Annotated in this window: 16 protein-coding genes and 2 tRNA genes; 10 read left to right on the plus strand and 8 right to left on the minus strand. The window is 57.5% G+C overall.

The genetic code is table 11. The features are described 5' to 3' along the window. Positions 1-209: 209 nt before the first annotated feature. The 3 genes from BMZ35_RS12275 (at position 210) to BMZ35_RS12285 (ending at position 2,745) form a co-directional block, all read left to right on the plus strand. On the plus strand, positions 210-569 hold the full coding sequence (locus BMZ35_RS12275) for an HNH endonuclease (protein ID WP_093094142.1): 360 nt from the start codon (positions 210-212) through the stop codon (positions 567-569). Between the two features lie 89 nt (positions 570-658). After that, complete coding sequence (locus tag BMZ35_RS12280) at positions 659-1,039, plus strand: hypothetical protein (RefSeq protein ID WP_093094143.1); 381 nt, start codon at positions 659-661, stop codon at positions 1,037-1,039. Further along, on the plus strand, positions 1,039-2,745 hold the full coding sequence (locus BMZ35_RS12285; protein ID WP_165610070.1) for a terminase TerL endonuclease subunit: 1,707 nt from the start codon (positions 1,039-1,041) through the stop codon (positions 2,743-2,745). Before BMZ35_RS12280 ends, BMZ35_RS12285 begins: the two co-directional genes overlap by 1 nt. Before the next feature lie 265 nt (positions 2,746-3,010). Here BMZ35_RS12285 and BMZ35_RS12290 read toward each other — a convergent pair whose 3' ends face one another. The 3 genes from BMZ35_RS12290 to BMZ35_RS12300 all read right to left on the minus strand — a co-directional run bounded on the left by BMZ35_RS12290 (position 3,011) and on the right by BMZ35_RS12300 (position 6,659). Continuing rightward, the gene (locus tag BMZ35_RS12290) at positions 3,011-4,969 is read right to left on the minus strand and encodes an acyltransferase family protein (RefSeq protein WP_093094145.1); all 1,959 of its coding nucleotides are present in this window, start codon (positions 4,967-4,969) and stop codon (positions 3,011-3,013) included. Positions 4,970-5,589: 620 nt separating this feature from the next. Then, positions 5,590-5,664: transfer RNA gene (locus tag BMZ35_RS12295), tRNA-Asn, on the minus strand. Between the two features lie 80 nt (positions 5,665-5,744). Then, positions 5,745-6,659, minus strand: coding sequence for an MBL fold metallo-hydrolase (locus BMZ35_RS12300; RefSeq protein WP_093094146.1), 915 nt, complete (start codon positions 6,657-6,659; stop codon positions 5,745-5,747). 39 nt (positions 6,660-6,698) lie between these two features. Between BMZ35_RS12300 and BMZ35_RS12305 the strand changes: the two genes are divergently transcribed. The 3 genes from BMZ35_RS12305 to BMZ35_RS12315 all read left to right on the plus strand — a co-directional run bounded on the left by BMZ35_RS12305 (position 6,699) and on the right by BMZ35_RS12315 (position 12,411). Beyond that, positions 6,699-8,003, plus strand: a complete 1,305-nt coding sequence (locus BMZ35_RS12305) for an ATP-binding protein (protein ID WP_093094147.1) — start codon at positions 6,699-6,701, stop codon at positions 8,001-8,003. Between the two features lie 142 nt (positions 8,004-8,145). Next, on the plus strand, positions 8,146-9,276 hold the full coding sequence (locus BMZ35_RS12310) for an efflux RND transporter periplasmic adaptor subunit (protein ID WP_093094148.1): 1,131 nt from the start codon (positions 8,146-8,148) through the stop codon (positions 9,274-9,276). 6 nt (positions 9,277-9,282) lie between these two features. Then, positions 9,283-12,411, plus strand: coding sequence for an efflux RND transporter permease subunit (locus tag BMZ35_RS12315; protein ID WP_093094149.1), 3,129 nt, complete (start codon positions 9,283-9,285; stop codon positions 12,409-12,411). Positions 12,412-12,422: 11 nt separating this feature from the next. Here BMZ35_RS12315 and BMZ35_RS12320 read toward each other — a convergent pair. Beyond that, positions 12,423-12,498, minus strand: a tRNA-Ile gene (locus tag BMZ35_RS12320). 106 nt (positions 12,499-12,604) lie between these two features. On the opposite strand from BMZ35_RS12320, the gene purM reads away from it, so the two are divergent. The 3 genes from purM to rnd all read left to right on the plus strand — a co-directional run bounded on the left by purM (position 12,605) and on the right by rnd (position 15,487). Next, positions 12,605-13,651: a phosphoribosylformylglycinamidine cyclo-ligase gene (gene purM, locus BMZ35_RS12325; protein ID WP_093094150.1), complete on the plus strand. Its 1,047-nt coding sequence runs from the start codon at positions 12,605-12,607 to the stop codon at positions 13,649-13,651. Further along, entirely contained in the window at positions 13,648-14,241 is a 594-nt protein-coding gene (gene purN / locus BMZ35_RS12330) for a phosphoribosylglycinamide formyltransferase (protein ID WP_093094151.1), read from the plus strand. The genes purM and purN overlap by 4 nt, the downstream gene beginning before the upstream one ends. Positions 14,242-14,329: 88 nt before the next feature. Beyond that, the gene (gene rnd / locus BMZ35_RS12335; RefSeq protein WP_093094152.1) at positions 14,330-15,487 is read left to right on the plus strand and encodes a ribonuclease D; all 1,158 of its coding nucleotides are present in this window, start codon (positions 14,330-14,332) and stop codon (positions 15,485-15,487) included. Between the two features lie 62 nt (positions 15,488-15,549). Here the strand turns inward: rnd and BMZ35_RS12340 are convergent, their stop codons facing one another. Continuing rightward, on the minus strand, positions 15,550-16,047 hold the full coding sequence (locus BMZ35_RS12340) for a hypothetical protein (protein WP_093094153.1): 498 nt from the start codon (positions 16,045-16,047) through the stop codon (positions 15,550-15,552). A 125-nt stretch (positions 16,048-16,172) separates the two neighbouring features. On the opposite strand from BMZ35_RS12340, the gene BMZ35_RS12345 reads away from it, so the two are divergent. Next, positions 16,173-16,580, plus strand: a complete 408-nt coding sequence (locus BMZ35_RS12345; RefSeq protein ID WP_093094154.1) for a SufE family protein — start codon at positions 16,173-16,175, stop codon at positions 16,578-16,580. 53 nt (positions 16,581-16,633) lie between these two features. Here BMZ35_RS12345 and BMZ35_RS12350 read toward each other — a convergent pair whose 3' ends face one another. Genes BMZ35_RS12350 through fumC form a run of 3 tightly spaced genes read right to left on the minus strand, consistent with a single transcriptional unit; the run spans position 16,634 to position 18,425 of the window. Then, positions 16,634-16,855 (minus strand): ribbon-helix-helix domain-containing protein, encoded by a 222-nt coding sequence (locus tag BMZ35_RS12350; protein ID WP_093094155.1) that lies wholly within the window; start codon positions 16,853-16,855, stop codon positions 16,634-16,636. Beyond that, entirely contained in the window at positions 16,852-17,031 is a 180-nt protein-coding gene (locus BMZ35_RS12355; RefSeq protein ID WP_093094156.1) for a DUF4169 family protein, read from the minus strand. The genes BMZ35_RS12350 and BMZ35_RS12355 overlap by 4 nt, the downstream gene beginning before the upstream one ends. Continuing rightward, positions 17,031-18,425, minus strand: a complete 1,395-nt coding sequence (gene fumC, locus BMZ35_RS12360) for a class II fumarate hydratase (protein WP_093094157.1) — start codon at positions 18,423-18,425, stop codon at positions 17,031-17,033. The genes BMZ35_RS12355 and fumC overlap by 1 nt, the downstream gene beginning before the upstream one ends. Between the last annotated feature and the right edge of the window lie 105 nt (positions 18,426-18,530).

Below are 18,530 nucleotides of genomic sequence, written 5' to 3' on the forward strand. Positions count from 1 at the left end.
ATGAAATACCGATCCACCTCACTTGGGACGCATGTGGGACGCCCTTGGGACGCTGATCGAAACCCCCAAGTGTCCCAGCCCTGTCTCAGGACCGTCCCAGTAGGTGTTGGATCGATTTAATGGCGTGATGTCAGCGACTTACGGCGTCTGTCCCACTGTCCCACGCGTCTCAGGAATGCGAGAGGCAAAATAAAAAAAAGGAGGAATTAATGAAACGAAACTGGAATAAACTGAATGGTCCTGGCCTTCGATCGCCCACGGTTGGACTGCGGGTCGCCAAGGTCAAGGAAGACCAGAGCCGCACCCGTGCCGGCTTCAGCCTCTACGGTTCGGACAAGTGGAAGCGGCTGTCGGCACAACTAAGACGCGATCACCCTTACTGTCGGCAATGCGGTAAGACATCGATGCAGACGACATTGCAGGTCGACCACATCGTGCCTCTGCGGGACGGCGGCGATCCGTTCGATCGATCGAACCTGCAGGTCCTCTGCATCCCTTGCCACAACACCAAGACCCGAGCCGAGCGGAACGCACGGGCCGAGCGGCACCCAGGGGGCGGTACCTCGTAACGATTCGCGCGGGAGATGCACACCGAGCTGTGGGGTCATTCACAGGTTTTTCACGCCCCATAAACGTTAACATGCTAAGGAGTTTGAGTATGACAAAACAGACCTACATAGCCGCCGATATCGGCCTGAAATCCGTAAAAGGATCGAATGCTTCGATCTCAAAGACGATCAACGCGATCGCATCGCAGTTAGGTGATCTGACAGCTGCCGATGTGTCTCAGTTGCGTGATCTGGCCGTCCTGATGGTCAAGATCGAGGACAATGCCGGCATGATCGAGCTGGCCAAGAAGGCCCAGGACCTGGCCATGTGGCATAAGATGGTCAGCCTGGGCGACAAGCTGGTGGCGACCAAGCGGATGCTGTTGAAGGACCTGAAGATCACCCGCTCGAGCATCCCGGCCCCGCAGACAGGAGCCCGAGAAGCCAAGGCCCAGGGCAAGGGCGGCAGTGAATGGAAAGGGGTGCTCTGATGGCCCGTAAACCGAACCCTCAGCAAGGCCTGGCCTTCGACTGGACCTTCCCCCAGCCCGACTGGCAGGACCGCATCCGCCAGCATCAGGTGCCGATCGACCTGGCCAAGCTGCGGCCGTACCTGAACACCGATCGGGCCGATCGAGCCCGTGCGATCCTGAACAACCTGAGGCTTGCGGATGTACCTGATCAGCCCCGCATGATGCAGGCCGGTGGGGAATGGTTCTTCCAGATCGCAGAGGTCATTGCCGGCAGTGTCCTGAAGGACGGCAAGGCCCGCATCTCCGATGTGCTGATCCAGGTGCCAAAGAAGAACAGCAAGACCACATTCGGCGGTTTGCTGATGTTGAGCTTGATGTTGATGTCGCCCCGTCCTCGGGCCGAGTTTGTGCTGATCGGGCCGACACTCGAGATCGCCCAGCTGGCATTCAACCAGATCGCCGGTGCGATCTATCTGGACGATCACCTCAGAGAGATTCTGCATGTGCGGGAACACCTGAAGACGATCGAGCACCGGACAAGTGGATGCCGCCTCAGCTGCAAAGCCTTCGACATGCAGATCGCCACGGGCAGCCGGCCGGCCGCCTACCTCCTGGATGAGGCCTGGCTTCTGAAGGGTGAAGATGCGGCCCGTGTCATAGGGCAGCTGAAAGGCGGCCAGGCATCGATCCCAGAAGGCATCGGCATCACGATCAGCACCCAAGCTGACCAGGCCCCCCAAGGCTACTGGAAGGCCGAGCTGACCAAGGCACGGGCCGTGCGAGACGGTACCGCGACGATACCGGGATACCTGCCCGTCATGTATGAACCGCCCCTTGATGTCGCGGCCGATCTCGATCGCCTCTGCCAACCCGAGACCTGGGAGATGGTCAACCCGAACCTGGGCAAGTCGGTCGATCTCGACTGGCTGAAGGCATCCTTCTCGATGTCAAAGGCGGTCGACAAGTTCGAGCTGCAGAGGTGGCTGTCGCAGCATGTGAATGCAGAGGTCACGACATATGCGGCTGCCGATGATGCTTGGGGCGGGGCCGAGGTCTGGGACAAGACATCAAGCCGATCGTGCCGATTCGACTGGATATGCCAGGAAGCCAAGTACCTCTACTTCGGCTTTGATGGTGGCGGTGGTGATGACCTGACATCCCTGGCCGTGATCGGTCAGTTCTCGGACGATGGCCCGTGGTATGCCGCGACCCGCTCCTGGGTCTGGCCGATCGCCCTGGAACGACGCAAGAGCATTGCGACCCAGCTGCGGGACTTCGAGAAAGATGGTGATCTCGCTGTTGTCGATGTTGGTGAAGACCTGAGGCAGATCACAGACATCATTGCGGCCGCTGCATCTGCCGGCAAGTTCATCGGCTGCGGTGTGGACCCGAACGGCATCGCGGCCGACCTGGCCAATGCCCTGGAGGATGCCGGGGTCGAGCGGGAGCGGGTGATCGCGGTCAAGCAAGGTTTCGCCCTTCGCCCTGGATGGCTCGGCCTCGAGCGTCGGGCCCGGCAAGGCCAGCTGATACACAGTGATCAGGCGATCCTTTCCTGGGCGGTCAGTAATACCAAGGTCGATCCCAAGTCGGGCCTGATCACCAAGAAATACAACGGCGTCGGCAAGATCGATCCGGTGGTCGCCCTGGCCACGGCCGCGATGGTGGTGCTCGACAGCCCGCCTAAGCCCTGGGTCTTTGATGTCGGTGCCTTGGTAGGGTGAAAGACAGGTAGATGAATCAGACGATCCCGAGCCTGCTGTCACCATTGAATAAGTTAGTTCTTGTCGACGGTCACAACCGAAAGAAATCCACAGTCCGCGTCGAAGCCATCATCCGTCGAGCACTATCAAACGACAACTTTGATTAGAATGCTTTGAAGGTCTGATTTTAACAATTGCTGGCAAGCCGACGTCTGAGTTCGCAAATAGCGAGGGCTTCAATTCTCGCAAAAAAGGCAGCATCTTAGGACCTACGGTGCCTCTTCTATCACTGATACTGCAAAAGATCGCGTGCGTTTGGTGTCAACCGTAGTGCTCCTTTCCAACTCAAGTGATCACCGTCGCGATAGAGAAGCGTTTCACCATCGAAAAGCGGACACAAGCGGTCGTTGCAAAGAACGCCAAAGAGGGGCTGGTAAATGACGTTGGGCAAATCTGCCGCGATACCCTTAAGAATGTCTTCGTATTGTGTGCGCTGAGCTTTATAATCTTCCTCAGGGAGGCCAAACTCTGCCGATCTTCCGGCTTTCATCCGTCTAAGCTGGTCGCGAATATGCAAGGCGCTACCGGTTGGCACATCATCTAGAAGTATTATTTTCCTATCTGGAAAAAGACGAGCCAACCGCGCCATTCCGTGCTCGACAGCACTCTTATTGTACTCTGCGCCAGAGCCGTCATACTCATCATCAACCCAAATTCCGCCTTGGTGGCGATAGGTGTAGCCCGTCAATTGTAGTTGCCAATAACGCGCAACAATCAATGTTTTGATTGTCGGTCGATTTTTCAGAAATTCGATAAAGGCATCGACATCATCCGTTCCTTCGCGCCCAAGACGCCAGACGCCAGGAAACGGTGCGAAGCCTGCGTCAGTGTACTGATAGCCAGCAAGATTCAAGTCATTCGCCGCAGCAAAAATCGCTGGACTGATAGCATCAGCATGGCTGTCACCCACAAGTACAAAGCTTGGCTCGACCTTTGCCGCGCCACGCACGCACACATCCCCTTTACTGGCGCGAGACGGATTTACAAAGTGGCAATCCCGACGGTCATGCGCGAAGTTTTTTGAGTTCGCCATCGCAAGTAGGTCGGGATCAACTCTATTTGGCATGCCATCAAGTTGCCAAATTGCGACGCCGATGCCGATGGACAGGAACATCGCAAAAACTGAACCTGCGGCAATCGTACGAGTGCCGACACGGCTCCTGTCTCGCAATGGCTGTTCGACAAAGCGCCAGGACAAATATGCCAGTATGAACGAAATAACCAAACACAAAATGCCGTCCGACCGAGACAGGTCCCCGCGCTGGTAAAAAAAAAGGGAGATTACCGGCCAGTGCCACAAGTAGAGGGAGTAGGATAGTTTTCCGACAAATGTCATGGGCGAAAGCGAGAGTAGTCTAGTTCCAACACTACGTCCGTCAGAACCAACGGAAATCAAAAGGAATGCACCCAGGCAAGGCAGTAGGGCTGTAATGCCAGGAAAAAGTGTTTCAGTGTTATAGGCCAAGATAGGCCACAGTATCGCGGCAAGACCGGCCAAAGAGAGTACATGTTTTCCCCAACCAGGCATCCAAGGTAGTGGTCCCCACCACCGCCGAACGACGGCGATCGCAAGCAATGAGCCTATAAGCAATTCCCATGCGCGCAGTTGAGGAAGGTAAAATGCGGCTTCGGGAGCCGATGAAGTGGCAATGACCGAAGCCAAAAACGAGCAAAGACCGACTATGGAGATAAGAACGAACGCGCCTCGCCTACCCAAAACGCGCGATGCAGCGAAAAGCAAGAGCGGAAAGATGATATAATATTGTTCTTCAACGCCCAGAGACCATGTGTGAAGCAGCGGCTCGAGTTCAGCTGCTTCGGTGAAGTAGCCTTCTTCGCGAAAAAACCAGATGTTCGCTGCGAACAGAGTGGTGGCGACAAGAGATTTGCCAAAATCTCTAAAGTCGAATGGCATCATGGTCACGGATGCAGCAAGTGCAGTCGCCAACAACATAGTGAACAAGGCTGGAAAAATCCGTCGAGCCCGCCTTTCATAAAATTTTAGGATCGAAAACCGGTCAGCGTCGATCTCGGCAACCAACAAGTAGGTGATCAAGTAGCCGGAGATGACAAAAAAGACGTCAACGCCGACGAACCCTCCAGGCAGCCCAAGGCCAGCGTGATAGATAATCACTGGCAAAACGGCGATCGTTCTCAACCCGTCAATATCTGCCCTGTATTTCACGCTTGGAAATGCCCTTAACTATTTTCGCCTGTTTTTACCTCAGAAGGTACTACCCTGCTTTTGCTTATCTGAGTTTGCCATTTCCTCAAAAGAGTTAAGTTAACTTGTGGCGGTACTCGAAATGTTCAAAGTTAGACGATCTCAGACGAGGACTAACATCTTGTAAGTGATTTGAAAACAGGATGCTGCAGCCTTGTTAATGCAAGGTTGGGTTTTAGCCTACGCCTTTGGCGACGCGACGCATGCAGGGAGGCCTTTCGATCGCAATTTTGCTAGAGTGAACAACCAAACGATTAAACCGCTACATCTTAGACAGATGAAACCCTGCGGTTACGTTGTGTTTCAAAAACCGTCATTGATAACCTTGGTGCTTCGGTCAGGTTTGCCCTATGCCGAGTATTGAACCGAGTTTTGGCCCTTCCGGCAGGTTGACGAACCGTACATTTCAAGCGGCCCGACAACGGCAGATCAAATGCCCGAACGATCGAAGTCACGCGCTTCATTGATGTCGAGACGAATGTTAGCAATTTCAAAGTTGCCTGAAAGTTGCCTGAGGTAATTTCAGCCCAAGGCCGCTTAATAAAGAAACCCGCTAAGTCTTTGACCTAGCGGGCTTTTTATGGCTCCGGCGGTAGGGATCGAACCTACGACCAATTGATTAACAGTCAACTGCTCTACCGCTGAGCTACGCCGGAATGTGGAGCGGGGTATAGCCTCGGTTTTTGAGGACGTCCAGAGGGTTCTTTCACATTTTTTCCAATTTCGGAGAAAAAAATCAGAGACGCGCAAAAACTGCTTCGGAATGTAACTCGCCCTGCGGTGAAACTATTGATTTTCCTGTCAAATCAACAAGGTGTGCAAACACATTGCGAGTGGCGGCGCCCATCAGCGCCGTGGGTGTTTCGGTGTAGATACCGCACGCGAGGTCGTATGCGCGGGCTGGTCCCTGTCCGAGGGCCGCGAGAATCTCGGCTTCACGTCCCAAGCGGTGCGCAATGAGCCAATCGAGGCGTTTAGAGGGGGCGGTGATCGGGGCGCCGTGACCTGAGTGGAAGACGGACCAGTCCCGCGACCGGAGTTTTCGGCAGGATGCCATGAAGTCTGTCAGGTCACCATCCGGGGGAGAGACAAGGGAACTGGCCCAGCCCATGACATGATCCCCCACAAAGCAGGCATCGCCCATGGCGAAGGACAGGTGGTTTCCAAAATGGCCGGGGGTGTGGATCGCTTCGAGTGACCAGCCGCCCCCTTGCACGATGTCGCCTTCCTTGAGCAGGTGGTCGGGGGCAAAATGCGCATCAACTCCTTCTCCACCGCCGGCAAGACCCTTGGCGGCAAGCTCCTGCATAACGGGGCTACGCCCCGTCGAGGCGTCCCCGAATCCATAGACTGGGGCACCGGTGTCCCGTGACAGGCGGGCGGCCAGCGGGGAGTGGTCGACATGCGCATGCGTGACGAGAATATGGGTTATTTGCTGTCCGGGTTCCAATGCGGCGAGAATGGCGCTGTTGTGGTCCGCCATGTCCGGCCCCGGATCAATGACGCAGATGTCATCCGTGCCGACGAGATACGTGTTGGTTCCGCGAAATGTCATTGGCGATGGGTTTGGCGCCAATACTCGGCGCACATTCGGCGACAGTGCTTCGACAAGACCGGGTTCCGGATCAAATGCAAGAATTTCGGCATCCATGGGCTTTCCTTCCTTGGCGGGTCGCGGCAAGACTTAGACATGTTTTTCAAATGGCTCAAACGCTATATGCCCCGTAGCCTTTATGGACGGGCCGCACTTATCCTGATCTTCCCGGTTGTGTTCTTGCAGCTGGTGGTTTCATTCGTCTTCATTCAGCGCCATTTCGAAGGCGTGACCGATCAGATGACCCGAGCCGTGGCGAGAGAGATTTCGCTTGTTCTGGTTGCAGCGGAACGCCGGAATGAAGATCCGGAGGAGTTTCGGAGAATAACGGACACATTGGCCATGGAGATGTCCTTCCCGGATGATTTATCCGGGGAAGACACGCGGATTTGGTACGATTTCTCGGCTCTGATCGTGGGGCGCAATCTCTACCAAAAAGTGCCGGGGCTGGAATTTGTGCAGCTTGCCCAAAACAAGAGGGTTCGTTTGGGAATATCTTATGATACCGGACCCGTGGTTATCGCGTTCGACCGGTCACGGGTGTCGGCATCAAACTCTCATCAGCTTCTGGTAAACATGGTGTTTTTTGGCGGGCTTCTGACGCTTGTGGCATATCTTTATCTACGCAACCAGCTGCGTCCGATTACCAAGCTGGCTGCGGCGAGCGAAGCCTTTGGGCGGGGACGGAACGTGCCCTATTCGCCGGGTGGCGCGGTCGAGGTGCGTGCCGCCGGAAATGCATTTCTGGACATGCGCAACCGGATCGAACGTCAGATTGAACAACGTACCCTCATGTTATCAGGGGTCAGCCACGACTTGCGCACACCATTGACCCGGCTGAAGCTTGGACTGTCCATGCTGGAAGACGAAGACCGTGAGCCGCTGGAACGGGATGTGGAAGACATGCAGCGGATGCTGGACGCTTTCCTGAGTTTCGCACGCGGGGCTTATGAGGGTGAACCGGAAACGGTTGATCCGCGAGCCCTGATAGAGCGGGTTGTTGAGGACTGTGCCCGCGGCGGGCAGGATGTGAGCCTGATTGAATGTGAGGGTCATGGCGAAGTGTCATGGCGTATTCTGGCTGTACGTCGGGCCGTCGAGAACCTGATCGGCAATGCGGTTCGATATGGTGAGCGGGCAGAAGTTTCGCTTCGCATCACTGAAAAATCCGTGCGAATCCGAGTGGAAGATTGCGGGCCTGGAATCGCGCCACAGGATCGGGAAGAGGCGCTCAAGCCTTTTGCCCGTCTGGAACCGGGTCGCAATCAGAACCGGGGATTGGGGGTCGGGCTTGGTCTGTCCATTGCCGCGGACGTCGCGCGCGCGCATGGTGGCGTGCTGCGGCTCGAAAGGAGCGAGCGGCTTGGCGGTCTGTGCGCCGATATGGTCTTTGCCCGCTAACTCATCTTTTTCGTGACGTTTTTTGTCCGGTGGTTCCTTAGCGACAACCATTGTGGGAATCCGTATGCCGTGTTTGAATGCCCCAAAGGTTTATTGCTGGAAATCCTGCACAAGGATCGCTGCAAAAAAGAGGTTTCAATTGATGAAGAAAGTCCTGCAATTCGGGTTGAATGGTCTGGCGGCCTTGATTTTGTCTCAGGCGGTTGCGTTTGCTCAGGACGCGGCCGCTCCGAAAGTGGCTGTTGCGGCCGCATATATGGACGAACTGATCGATACGGCTGAGTTCATCGGCAAAGGTGAGGCCATCGACAAAGTCGATATCATCGCGCGGGTCGGCGGATTTGTCGAAGAGGTGCTGGTTGAGGACGGGCAGTTCGTCAAAAAGGGCGATGTTCTCTATCGGATTGAGGATGACACATATTCCGCCACGCTTGCCGCACGTGAGGCAGATCTGGCGCAGGCGCATGCGAACCTGCACCTCTCTGAAGTTGAGCTTGCCCGGAAGGAAGAACTTTTCGAACGTCAAGTCGGCACTGAGGCGGATCGAGATGTGGCCTATGCGAACAACCAGGTCGCGATCGCCGGTGTGCAGATTGCGGAAGCCGCCGTGCGCATGGCACAGCTGGACGTGGACTACACGGAAGTACACGCACCCTTTGATGGGCGCGTTGGCCGTACGACCGCCAGTGTGGGTGAGTTGGTCGGACCAAGCAGCCCGCCATTGATCAACCTGGTGCGGCTGGCACCGATCTATGTCGAGTTTTCGCTTACCGAACGACAATTGATGAATATCATGGAGCAATTCGACGCGACCATTGCCGAGGTGGGCAACAACCCGAGAACGCCGGATGTTTTTGTGGTTTTGCCCAACGGAGAAGAGCTGGATGAGGCCGGGCGAGTGGTTTTTGCAGACAACCGTATCGACCCGATGACCGGGACCATTACTATCCGGGCGCAATTCGAAAACAAGCGGGGCTTTATCGTTGACGGATCATTCCTGACCGTGCGGGTTGAGGATCCGGAACCGCGGGAGGTGCTGATGATCCCTCAGGCGTCTGTCCAGCGGGATCAGCGGGGCGATTTTGTTCTGGTGGTCGGTCAGCAGGGAACGGTGGAACAGCGCTATGTCACTCTTGGACGTCAGGTTGAAACGGCTGTTGTTGTTGAAGACGGAATGCGCGAAGGCGAGGCCGTGATTGTCGAAGGCTTGCAGCGTGTGCGGCCGGGCGTTGCGGTTGACGCCGTGCTCGCTGGCACGTCGAAAGAGGAGTAAGACAACGTGTTCTCCTCGATCTTTATTGCGCGCCCCAAGACGTCGTTCGTGATTTCACTGGTTCTGACCCTCATGGGGATCATCGGATTTGTCGCGCTGCCGGTGGAACAATTCCCAGAGATCACGCCGCCGGTGGTGAATGTCAGCGCCAACTATACCGGTGCCAACTCGGAAACCGTTGAAAACACCGTCGCAGCGCCGATCGAGGCACAGGTCAACGGTGTGGATGACATGATTTACATGTCCTCGGACAGCACGGATACCGGATCCTACAATCTTTCAGTCACATTCGAAGTCGGTACCGATCCGGATATTGCGTCGGTGAACGTCCAGAACCGGGTGGCTCAGGCGGTCGCCTCTCTGCCGACGGAAGTGACCAATTCGGGTGTTGTGACACAGAAATCGTCATCCAACATGCTGTTGATCGTTACGCTGGCCTCCCCCAACAAGACATATGACGAAGTTTTCCTTTCCAACTATGCGTCGATCAACCTTAAGGATGCTTTGGCGCGTGTTGGCGGGGTCGGCAAGGCCGACGTCATGACCAATTTCGAATACTCCATGCGGATGTGGATGGATCCAGACCGCATGGCCGGGTTGGGGCTCACACCGACAGACCTTGTGGCAGCGATTCGCGAGCAGAACCTTGAAGTCTCTGCAGGGCAGGTGGGAACCCCTCCAGTGCCGGCCGGGCAACAATTTCAATATACGATCAAGTCAAAAGGGCGCCTGACGACTGTCAAGGAGTTCGAAGACATCGTTCTTCGGACTGGTGACGCCGGAAGCATCGTGCGAATTCGGGATGTTGCGCGGGTTGAGTTGGGATCAAGCTACTACAACGCCTCGGGGCGCTTTTCGGGCAATCCCGCGACGGTTCTTGCGATCTACCAGGCGCCTGGCGCGAACGCTTTGGCCGTTCGCGATGGCGTGATGACCGAACTGGAACGTCTGTCCCTCGCGTTTCCGGATGATGTAGAGTTTGCGGTTCCGTTCGATTCCACGCGCTTTGTGAACCAGTCACTGAAGGATGTGATGGTCACGCTGATGCAGACCTTCGTTCTGGTGATCGCGGTTGTTTTCATCTTCCTCGGGAGTGTGCGGGCCACGGTCATTCCAGCAGTCGCAATTCCCGTGTCGCTGATCGGGACCTTCGCATTTCTTCTGGCATTCGGGATGTCGCTAAACACGATTTCGCTATTCGCGTTGGTTTTGGCGATCGGGATCGTGGTGGATGACGCGATCGTCGTTGTTGAAAACGTCGAACGGATCATTGCTGAAGAGGGGTTGAGTCCGCCGGACGCGACCCGCAAGGCGATGCAACAGATCACTGGTCCGGTGATTGCAACCACCTTGGTTCTGCTGGCGGTGTTTGTCCCCGTGACCTTCATGCCGGGAATCACGGGGAGGCTATATTCCCAGTTCGCTGTAACGATTTCGACGGCTGTCGTGATCTCCTCCGTGAACGCGCTGACCTTGTCCCCAGCGTTGTGCTCGTTGATCCTGAAGGCGCGCTCGGGTCCGCCCAAGGGGCTGCTGGCGGTGTTCGAACGGGGTATCGGAGGCGTGCGCGGCGGGTATGTCGGGATCGTCAAGCGCATGGTGCGCATTCCCCTGATCGCTCTGGCGATCCTTGGTGGACTTATCCTTGGTGGTGGGTCTCTGATGAAAGCGCTTCCAGCCGGGTTCATTCCCTTGGAAGACAACGGGTATCTCTTCGTCGATGTCCAATTGCCCGATGCCGCCTCGTTGGAGCGTACGGAAGCGGTGACGAACCGGCTGAACGAACAGATCCTGGAAGTGCCCGGCGTGGTGTCGACCGTGCTTGTGAACGGGTTCAGCCTGTTGAGCGGCGGTAGCTCGAACGGGGCGATGATCATCGCGAACCTTGCGCCATGGACCGAGCGGGAAACGCCGGAGTTGAGTGCTAACGGAGTTCTGCGAAATATCCTTGGCATCGCCAATCAGGAAGTGGCCGCCAGCGTCATCGCGTTCAACCCGCCGCCCATTTCGGGTCTTGGCATGAGCGCCGGTGTGGAAATGAAAGTGCAACAGACCGGAGGTGGCTCGGCACAGGATCTTTCGGCAGCTGTGGGATCTCTTGTTTATGCAGCGAACCAGCGGCCCGAGCTTGCGCAGGCCTATTCGACGTTCCGGGCCAATGTGCCAAAAGTGTTCGTTGATCTTGACCGGGAGAAGGCCAAGTCTCTCAATGTATCCGTCGCGGACGTATTCCAGACTCTGCAAGGTTACATGGGATCGATCTATGTCAACGATTTCAACCTGTTTGGGCGGGTCTATCGCGTCATGATCCAGGCCGAAGGTGAATATCGCGACCGGGTCGAGGATATCAACAGCCTGTATGTGCGTTCGCAATCGGGGGAAATGGTACCGTTGGGTACACTGGTCACGGTGAAAAAGGAACTGGGGCCTGTTGCGCTTAATCGCTACAACATGTTCCGCTCGGCAACGGTGACGGCGGTTCCCAAGGAAGGATTGTCGACGGGCGATGCGATCCGGGTGCTCGAGGAAGAGGCCGCGAATGCCTTGCCGCCAGGTTATGCGTTCGAATGGACCGGCACGGCCCAGCAGCAACAGGCAGCTGGGGGTCTGGTGGCGCTCATTCTCGCGATGGCGGTGATTTTCGGGTACCTGTTCCTTGTTGCGCAATATGAAAGCTGGACCATGCCGATTGGTATTCTGCTGTCGGTGACGGTGGCGCTCTTCGGTGCCTTGGCAGCGGTGGCCATCGCGGGTGGGGATGTGAACCTCTATACCCAGATCGGGATGATCATGCTGATTGGTCTGGCCTCCAAGAACGCGATCCTGATTGTGGAGTTCGCAATGGAACGCAGGGCATCCGGCCTGTCCATTCGCGAAGCGGCGATCGAGGCCGCATCCCAGCGGTTCCGGGCCGTGATGATGACCGCGTTGTCCTTCCTGCTGGGGGTGGTGCCATTGGTTGCTGCCAGCGGCGCTGGTGCGGCGTCGCAGCAGGCGATCGGTATCGCCGTCTTTGGTGGCATGTTGGCTGCAACTGTGATCGGGGTAATCATCGTGCCCGTCCTGTACGTTCTACTGCAAGGCGCACGTGAATGGATCAAGGGCCAGGGCAAGCCCAAGGTGCAGGAAGGGTGATTGGCAGGGGTTGGTAGGCCCGGCAGGATTCGAACCTGCAACCAAAGCGTTATGAGCGCTCTGCTCTAACCGTTGAGCTACAGGCCCGCCTGAGGCCATTTGCTAACAGAACAGACAGGCGCGTCAAGGGATACCGTTGCCCTTGACGCCGGGATGGTCTAGTGCCTCACGCAAGCGAAAAATGGAGTAGGCCATGAGCGACGGCAAGAACGGCATTACCTATGCGGATGCAGGTGTGGACATTGATGCGGGCAATGCGTTGGTGGAGCGGATCAAGCCTGCCGCAAAGCGGACCACGCGCAGCGGCGTCATGGCGGGTCTTGGTGGTTTCGGGGCCCTGTTCGATCTCAAGGACGCGGGCTATGTCGACCCGATCCTTGTTGCCGCGACTGACGGCGTTGGTACCAAGCTGCGTATTGCGATTGATACCGGCAATGTGGATGGCGTGGGCATCGACCTTGTCGCGATGTGCGTGAATGACCTCGTGTGTCAAGGCGCCGAACCTCTGTTTTTCCTGGACTATTTTGCGACCGGAAAACTCGAAACTGAGCAGGCGGCACGGATCGTCGAAGGGATTGCCGAGGGTTGTTTCCAATCTGGATGCGCGCTGATCGGTGGCGAAACCGCCGAAATGCCGGGCATGTACGAAGCCGGAGATTTCGACCTTGCGGGGTTTGCCGTCGGCGCGATGGAACGCGGTGCGGACTTGCCCGATGGCGTGGTCGAGGGCGATGTGCTGCTTGGGCTGGCGTCCAACGGTGTGCATTCGAACGGCTATTCTCTGGTTCGCAAGCTTGTTGAACTCTCAGGCCTTGGTTGGGGCGATGATTGTCCGTGGGCCGAGGGAACGCTTGGTGCGGCTTTGCTGGCACCGACCCGGCTTTATGTGAAGCAGGCGCTGGCGGCAGTGCGGGCAGGGGGCGTGCATGCGCTGGCCCATATCACGGGTGGTGGCTTGACCGAGAACCTGCCGCGCGTTCTGCCGGAAGATCTGGGTGCGGATGTGGATCTGGATGCCTGGGACCTGCCTGACGTCTTCAAATGGCTGGCCAAAACCGGCGGCATGGAAGAGGCGGAAATGCTCAAGACCTTCAATTGCGGCGTCGGCATGATCCTGTCGGTGGACGCGGCGCGGGCCGACGCGCTTCAAGCATTACTGCGTGATGAAGGCGAATCCGTTTACCGGCTCGGTCACGTGACCAAAGGGGCAGGGATGCGTTATTCGGGCAAGCTCCTGTGAAGAAACGCGTTGCCATTTTCATTTCCGGAGGCGGATCGAACATGGTGCGCCTTTTGGAGGACATGGCCGCAGCGGACCACCCGGCGGAACCCGTATTGGTTTTGGCCAATGACGCGGAGGCTGGCGGGCTGAAAAAAGCCGCGGGCATGGGCGTGCAAACCGCTGTGGTGGATCACCGTCCCTTCAAAGGGGATCGGCCAGCCTTTGAGCAGGCCCTTCAGGCTGAACTCGACAAGGTGCGCCCGGATATCCTGTGTCTGGCGGGGTTCATGCGGGTTCTGACCGAAGGATTCGTTGCCCCTTGGGAAGGGCGTATGCTCAATATCCACCCGTCGCTTCTTCCCAAGTACAAGGGCCTGCATACCCATGCCCGCGCCTTGGAAGCTGGGGATGCAGAGCACGGTTGTACTGTGCATCTTGTTACTCCTGCGTTGGACGACGGGCCGATCCTTGGGCAAGCGAAGGTCGCGATCCAAGCGGACGATACACCTGACACGCTTGCGTCGCGCGTTCTGACCATGGAGCACAAACTGTATCCAGCCGTCTTGCGTCGGTTTGCCGAAGGTGACAGGACACCGGTATTCCTGTGAGCCGGGCAAATTTGCATTTCCCACGCTTTGTGCGTAGAGCTTGGTGAGCACGCAAGGCACGCACAGAAACGAAGAAGAACTGCCGCATATGAAAACCCTGACAAGCACGGAAGAACTCGCGCAATTCTGCCAGATGGCGCGCGGGTATCCCTATGTGACCATTGACACCGAGTTCCTGCGCGAGCGGACCTATTATTCCAAACTGTGCCTGATCCAATTGGCGGTGCCCGAAGAGGGGGACGACAGCGCTGTTCTGGTTGACCCACTGGTCGGCGATATGTCGCTTGAGCCGTTATACGATCTGTTTCGTGACACCTCTGTGGTCAAGGTGTTCCACGCCGCACGGCAGGATCTGGAGATCTTTTTTGTTGAAGCCGGTGTGTTCCCCAATCCCCTGTTTGACACGCAGGTTGCGGCGATGGTCTGTGGCTTTGGAGAGCAGGCCGGGTATGAAACGCTTGTCCGGAAGATCGCCAAGCAAGGCGTTGATAAAACAAGCCGTTTCACGGATTGGTCGCGGCGTCCTCTGACCGAGGCGCAAAAGAAATACGCGTTGGCCGATGTGACTCATCTGCGCAAGATCTACGAGTTTCTTGCCGCCAAACTCGAAGAGACCGGGCGCAGCCATTGGGTTGAAGAAGAACTGGCCATCCTTACCAACCCCGAGACCTATGTCATCAAACCTTCCGAAGCATGGCGGCGTGTGAAAACCCGCACGACGTCTCCCAAGTTTCTGAGCATTGTCAGAGAGTTGGCGCGGTTCCGTGAAGGCTATGCCCAGAGCCGCAACGTGCCACGCAACCGGGTGTTCAAGGACGACGCGCTGGTTGAGTTGGCCTCGACCAAGCCGGGCAACATGAATGATCTCGGGCGGTCTCGCCTGTTGCTGCGCGAAGCGCGCAAGGGGGAGATTGCCGAAGGCATCCTCAGTGCAATCCAGGTCGGACTGGAATGCCCGCCGGAAGACATGCCAAAGGTGGAAGCCAAGAATGACCGGCAGCAGGTCAATCCCGCGTTGGCGGACCTTCTCCGCGTTCTTTTGAAGGCCAAGACGGAGAGTTCGGGCGTGGCGCCTAAACTGATTGCGACGGCTTCGGAGCTTGATGCGCTGGCCTCTGGCGAACGTGACGTTGCGGCGCTGCAGGGGTGGCGAAAAGAAGTGTTCGGCGAGGACGCCCTACGCCTGTGCGACGGTCAGGTCGCGCTGGCGGCCAAAGGTGGTTCCGTCAGGATCATCAAGCTCTGATAAACCGCGAAATACCGGGGTCGGCATCACGTCGGTAAAACGTCGGTATTGCGTCGGTGGCTTTAGCGGCGCCGGGCCTGACGCGCATTTTGCTGGCCTGCGACGCGAATGGTGTGCACGCCTTGGAGCTGCTGCGTGGTCACGACATGTCCGACAGTCACTTCACGCGACCGTTCCGGGCCGCCATAGGGGGCTTCGGACGGGTGAACGCCCAAAAGGTCGTAGGTCAGCACGCCGTTTTCTGGAACGCCGCCATTGCGCGGTTTGAGTTTCACCGCGAAGACGCCGTGTACGCGAGGTACACCGACGGCTGTGACCAGGGCGCCTTCGGGCACCTTCTGAACAGTTACTGATTTGACGGTCTGGATTGGGATGCCGCTATAAACCGCAACAGGACGCTTGGCGAAGACGCCGGTGTCCTCCTGACCCGGCAAGAGCGGGTTCGCCGTTCCTTCGGGGGCCGGTTCGTCTGCTCCGAACCAGTTGACCGGATTCCAGCGGGACTGACAGGCCGTCAGAGCCAGTGTGGAGATCAGCAGAAGGGACAGGACAATACGCATCAATCAGGCCTCTTTCGTTGCTTCAATGGGTTAGCGCATCGGGACCATCTTGAAAAGCGTCAATGGCAGGTCTGGACCTTTTGCGCAGTCCAACTTAGGTGATGGGTAAGTGAAGGAGGCCGGGCATGGCAACGGAAGCATTCGAAGAGATTGTCGAGGATTTCGATTTCATCGAGGAGTGGGAAGACCGCTATCGTTATGTCATCGAGCAGGGCAAGGAGATGCAACCGTTGGACGACGCGCTGAAGGTGCCCGCCACCAAGGTTGATGGCTGTGCCAGCCAAGTGTGGTTGCATCCCCGTATCGAGGGGGGCGTATTCCAGTTTGACGGCGACAGTGACGCGATGATCGTGCGGGGGCTGATCGCGCTGCTGCGCAAACTTTACAACGGGCTGACGCTTGCCGAGGTTCTGGACGTGGATGCCCGTGCCGAGATGGCGCGACTGGGGTTGAACGAACACTTGTCGTCACAGCGCTCGAACGGGTTGCGCGCCATGATCGAGCGGATTCGCTCGGTTGCGGCGTTGGGATGATATCCGCCTTCGGCGGATGCCTGCGGCGCGAGTATTTTTTGGCAAAATGAAGATCAGGTTTTGGCGCGATAATGTGCCAGAACATAGAGCCGGATAGCGGTGGCCAGCCCGGTATCAAGGTCACGTCTCGCATCAATTTCGGCTGCTAGGGCGTTGATTGGTAGATCTTTTTCTTCTGCGATGTCGCGAAAGGCGCGCCAGAAGTCATCTTCGAGAGACACGCTGGTACGATGGCCTTTGAGGGTCAGAGAGCGTTTGACGGGCCGGGCGCTCATGGATCGTCCCGCTTGTGGCCGTCAATATGGCGCGAGGCCTTTTCAGCTTCGGCCTTGTCGCGCTGTTTTTCAACCTTTGTGCGGCCAAACTTGATCGCGTTCTGATCGGCGCGCGCCTTTTTGTCGGCGCGCGCTTTTTGTTTTCGAAACCGGTTCAGGTTGACCGGCTCTGACATCAGTCCTTGGGCCCGATCATCTGATCGGGGCGTACGACCTTGTCAAAGGTTTCAGCATCCACAAAGCCCAGAGCGATGGCCTCTTCCTTGAGAGTTGTGCCGTTCTTGTGGGCTGTTTTGGCAACCTTGGTGGCGTTGTCATAGCCGATGGTGGGAGCCAGAGCCGTGACCAGCATCAGCGATTCCTTCATCAGCTTGTCGATGCGCGGTTCGTTGGCCTGAATGCCCAGCAACATGCGTTCGGTGAAGCTGTCGGCGACGTCGCCGAGAAGCTGGATCGACTGCAGCAAGTTGTAGGACATCATCGGGTTGTAGACGTTGAGCTCGAAGTGACCTTGAGAACCCGCAAAGGTCATGGCGGCGTTGTTGCCCATGACATGCGCGGCGACCTGGGTCATGGCTTCGGCCTGGGTCGGGTTGACCTTGCCCGGCATGATCGAGGAGCCGGGTTCGTTTTCCGGCAGGATCAGTTCGCCAAGCCCCGAACGCGGGCCGGAGCCGAGGAAGCGAATGTCGTTGGCGATCTTGTACATGGCGCCTGCAACGGTCGCGAGGGCGCCAGACATGAAGACCATGGCGTCATGGGCGGCCAGAGCTTCGAACTTGTTGGGGGCGGTGACAAAGGGCAGACCGGTGATCTCGGCCATGTTGGCCGCCACGGTTTCGCCCCAGCCTTTCTGGGTGTTGAGGCCGGTTCCGACCGCGGTTCCGCCTTGGGCAAGTTCGTAGATGCCGGGCAGGGCGGCTTCGACGCGGGCGATGCCCTGACGGATCTGGTGGGCATAACCCGAGAATTCCTGCCCCAGCGTGAGCGGGGTGGCATCCTGGGTGTGGGTCCGGCCTATCTTGATGATGTCCTTGAACTCTTCCGACTTCTGCTCGAGCCCTTTGGCCAGCTTGGTCAGGCCGGGCATCAGCACGTCGCGCACGGACATCGCGGTGGCGATGTGCATGGCGGTGGGGAACGTGTCGTTGGAGGACTGGCCCATGTTGCAGTGATCGTTGGGGTGGACCGGATCCTTGGAGCCGATCTCGCCGCCGAGGATTTCGATGGCGCGGTTGGCGATCACCTCGTTGGAGTTCATGTTCGACTGGGTGCCGGACCCGGTCTGCCAGACGACCAGCGGGAAGTTGTCGTCAAACTTGCCCGCGACCACTTCGGAGGCGGCCTGAATGATGGCGTCTGCGAGCGTGGCGTCGAGTTTGCCCGAGGCCTTGTTGGCCATGGCGCAGGCCTGTTTGATCACACCCAGCGCGCGCACGATGGCGACGGGCTGTTTTTCCCAGCCGATGGGAAAGTTCATGATGGACCGCTGGGTCTGGGCACCCCAGTATTTGTCTGCGGGGACTTCCAGCGGGCCGAAGCTGTCGGTTTCAGTGCGGGTTTGAGCCATTGTGACCTCCGGTAAAACAGTTGCGTTTGTCATACCGGACGGGGCGTAAAGTGCAATACTGTATACCGTGGGATACCGCTAACAGGCGGATGCAAATCGTCGCGG

The organism is Shimia aestuarii, assembly GCF_900114635.1.
Classification (GTDB): domain Bacteria; phylum Pseudomonadota; class Alphaproteobacteria; order Rhodobacterales; family Rhodobacteraceae; genus Shimia; species Shimia aestuarii.

Excerpts from the sequence above, each read along its gene's own strand:
- purM (WP_093094150.1), top strand. The coding sequence starts at position 12,605 with ATGAGCGACGGCAAGAACGGCATTACCTATGCGGATGCAGGTGTGGAC.
- BMZ35_RS12340 (WP_093094153.1), bottom strand. The coding sequence starts at position 16,047 with ATGCGTATTGTCCTGTCCCTTCTGCTGATCTCCACACTGGCTCTGACG.
- BMZ35_RS12275 (WP_093094142.1), top strand. The coding sequence starts at position 210 with ATGAAACGAAACTGGAATAAACTGAATGGTCCTGGCCTTCGATCGCCC.
- BMZ35_RS12305 (WP_093094147.1), top strand. The coding sequence starts at position 6,699 with ATGTTTTTCAAATGGCTCAAACGCTATATGCCCCGTAGCCTTTATGGA.
- rnd (WP_093094152.1), top strand. The coding sequence starts at position 14,330 with ATGAAAACCCTGACAAGCACGGAAGAACTCGCGCAATTCTGCCAGATG.
- BMZ35_RS12345 (WP_093094154.1), top strand. The coding sequence starts at position 16,173 with ATGGCAACGGAAGCATTCGAAGAGATTGTCGAGGATTTCGATTTCATC.
- BMZ35_RS12350 (WP_093094155.1), bottom strand. The coding sequence starts at position 16,855 with ATGAGCGCCCGGCCCGTCAAACGCTCTCTGACCCTCAAAGGCCATCGT.
- BMZ35_RS12285 (WP_165610070.1), top strand. The coding sequence starts at position 1,039 with ATGGCCCGTAAACCGAACCCTCAGCAAGGCCTGGCCTTCGACTGGACC.
- BMZ35_RS12310 (WP_093094148.1), top strand. The coding sequence starts at position 8,146 with ATGAAGAAAGTCCTGCAATTCGGGTTGAATGGTCTGGCGGCCTTGATT.
- BMZ35_RS12355 (WP_093094156.1), bottom strand. The coding sequence starts at position 17,031 with ATGTCAGAGCCGGTCAACCTGAACCGGTTTCGAAAACAAAAAGCGCGC.
- fumC (WP_093094157.1), bottom strand. The coding sequence starts at position 18,425 with ATGGCTCAAACCCGCACTGAAACCGACAGCTTCGGCCCGCTGGAAGTC.
- BMZ35_RS12280 (WP_093094143.1), top strand. The coding sequence starts at position 659 with ATGACAAAACAGACCTACATAGCCGCCGATATCGGCCTGAAATCCGTA.
- BMZ35_RS12300 (WP_093094146.1), bottom strand. The coding sequence starts at position 6,659 with ATGGATGCCGAAATTCTTGCATTTGATCCGGAACCCGGTCTTGTCGAA.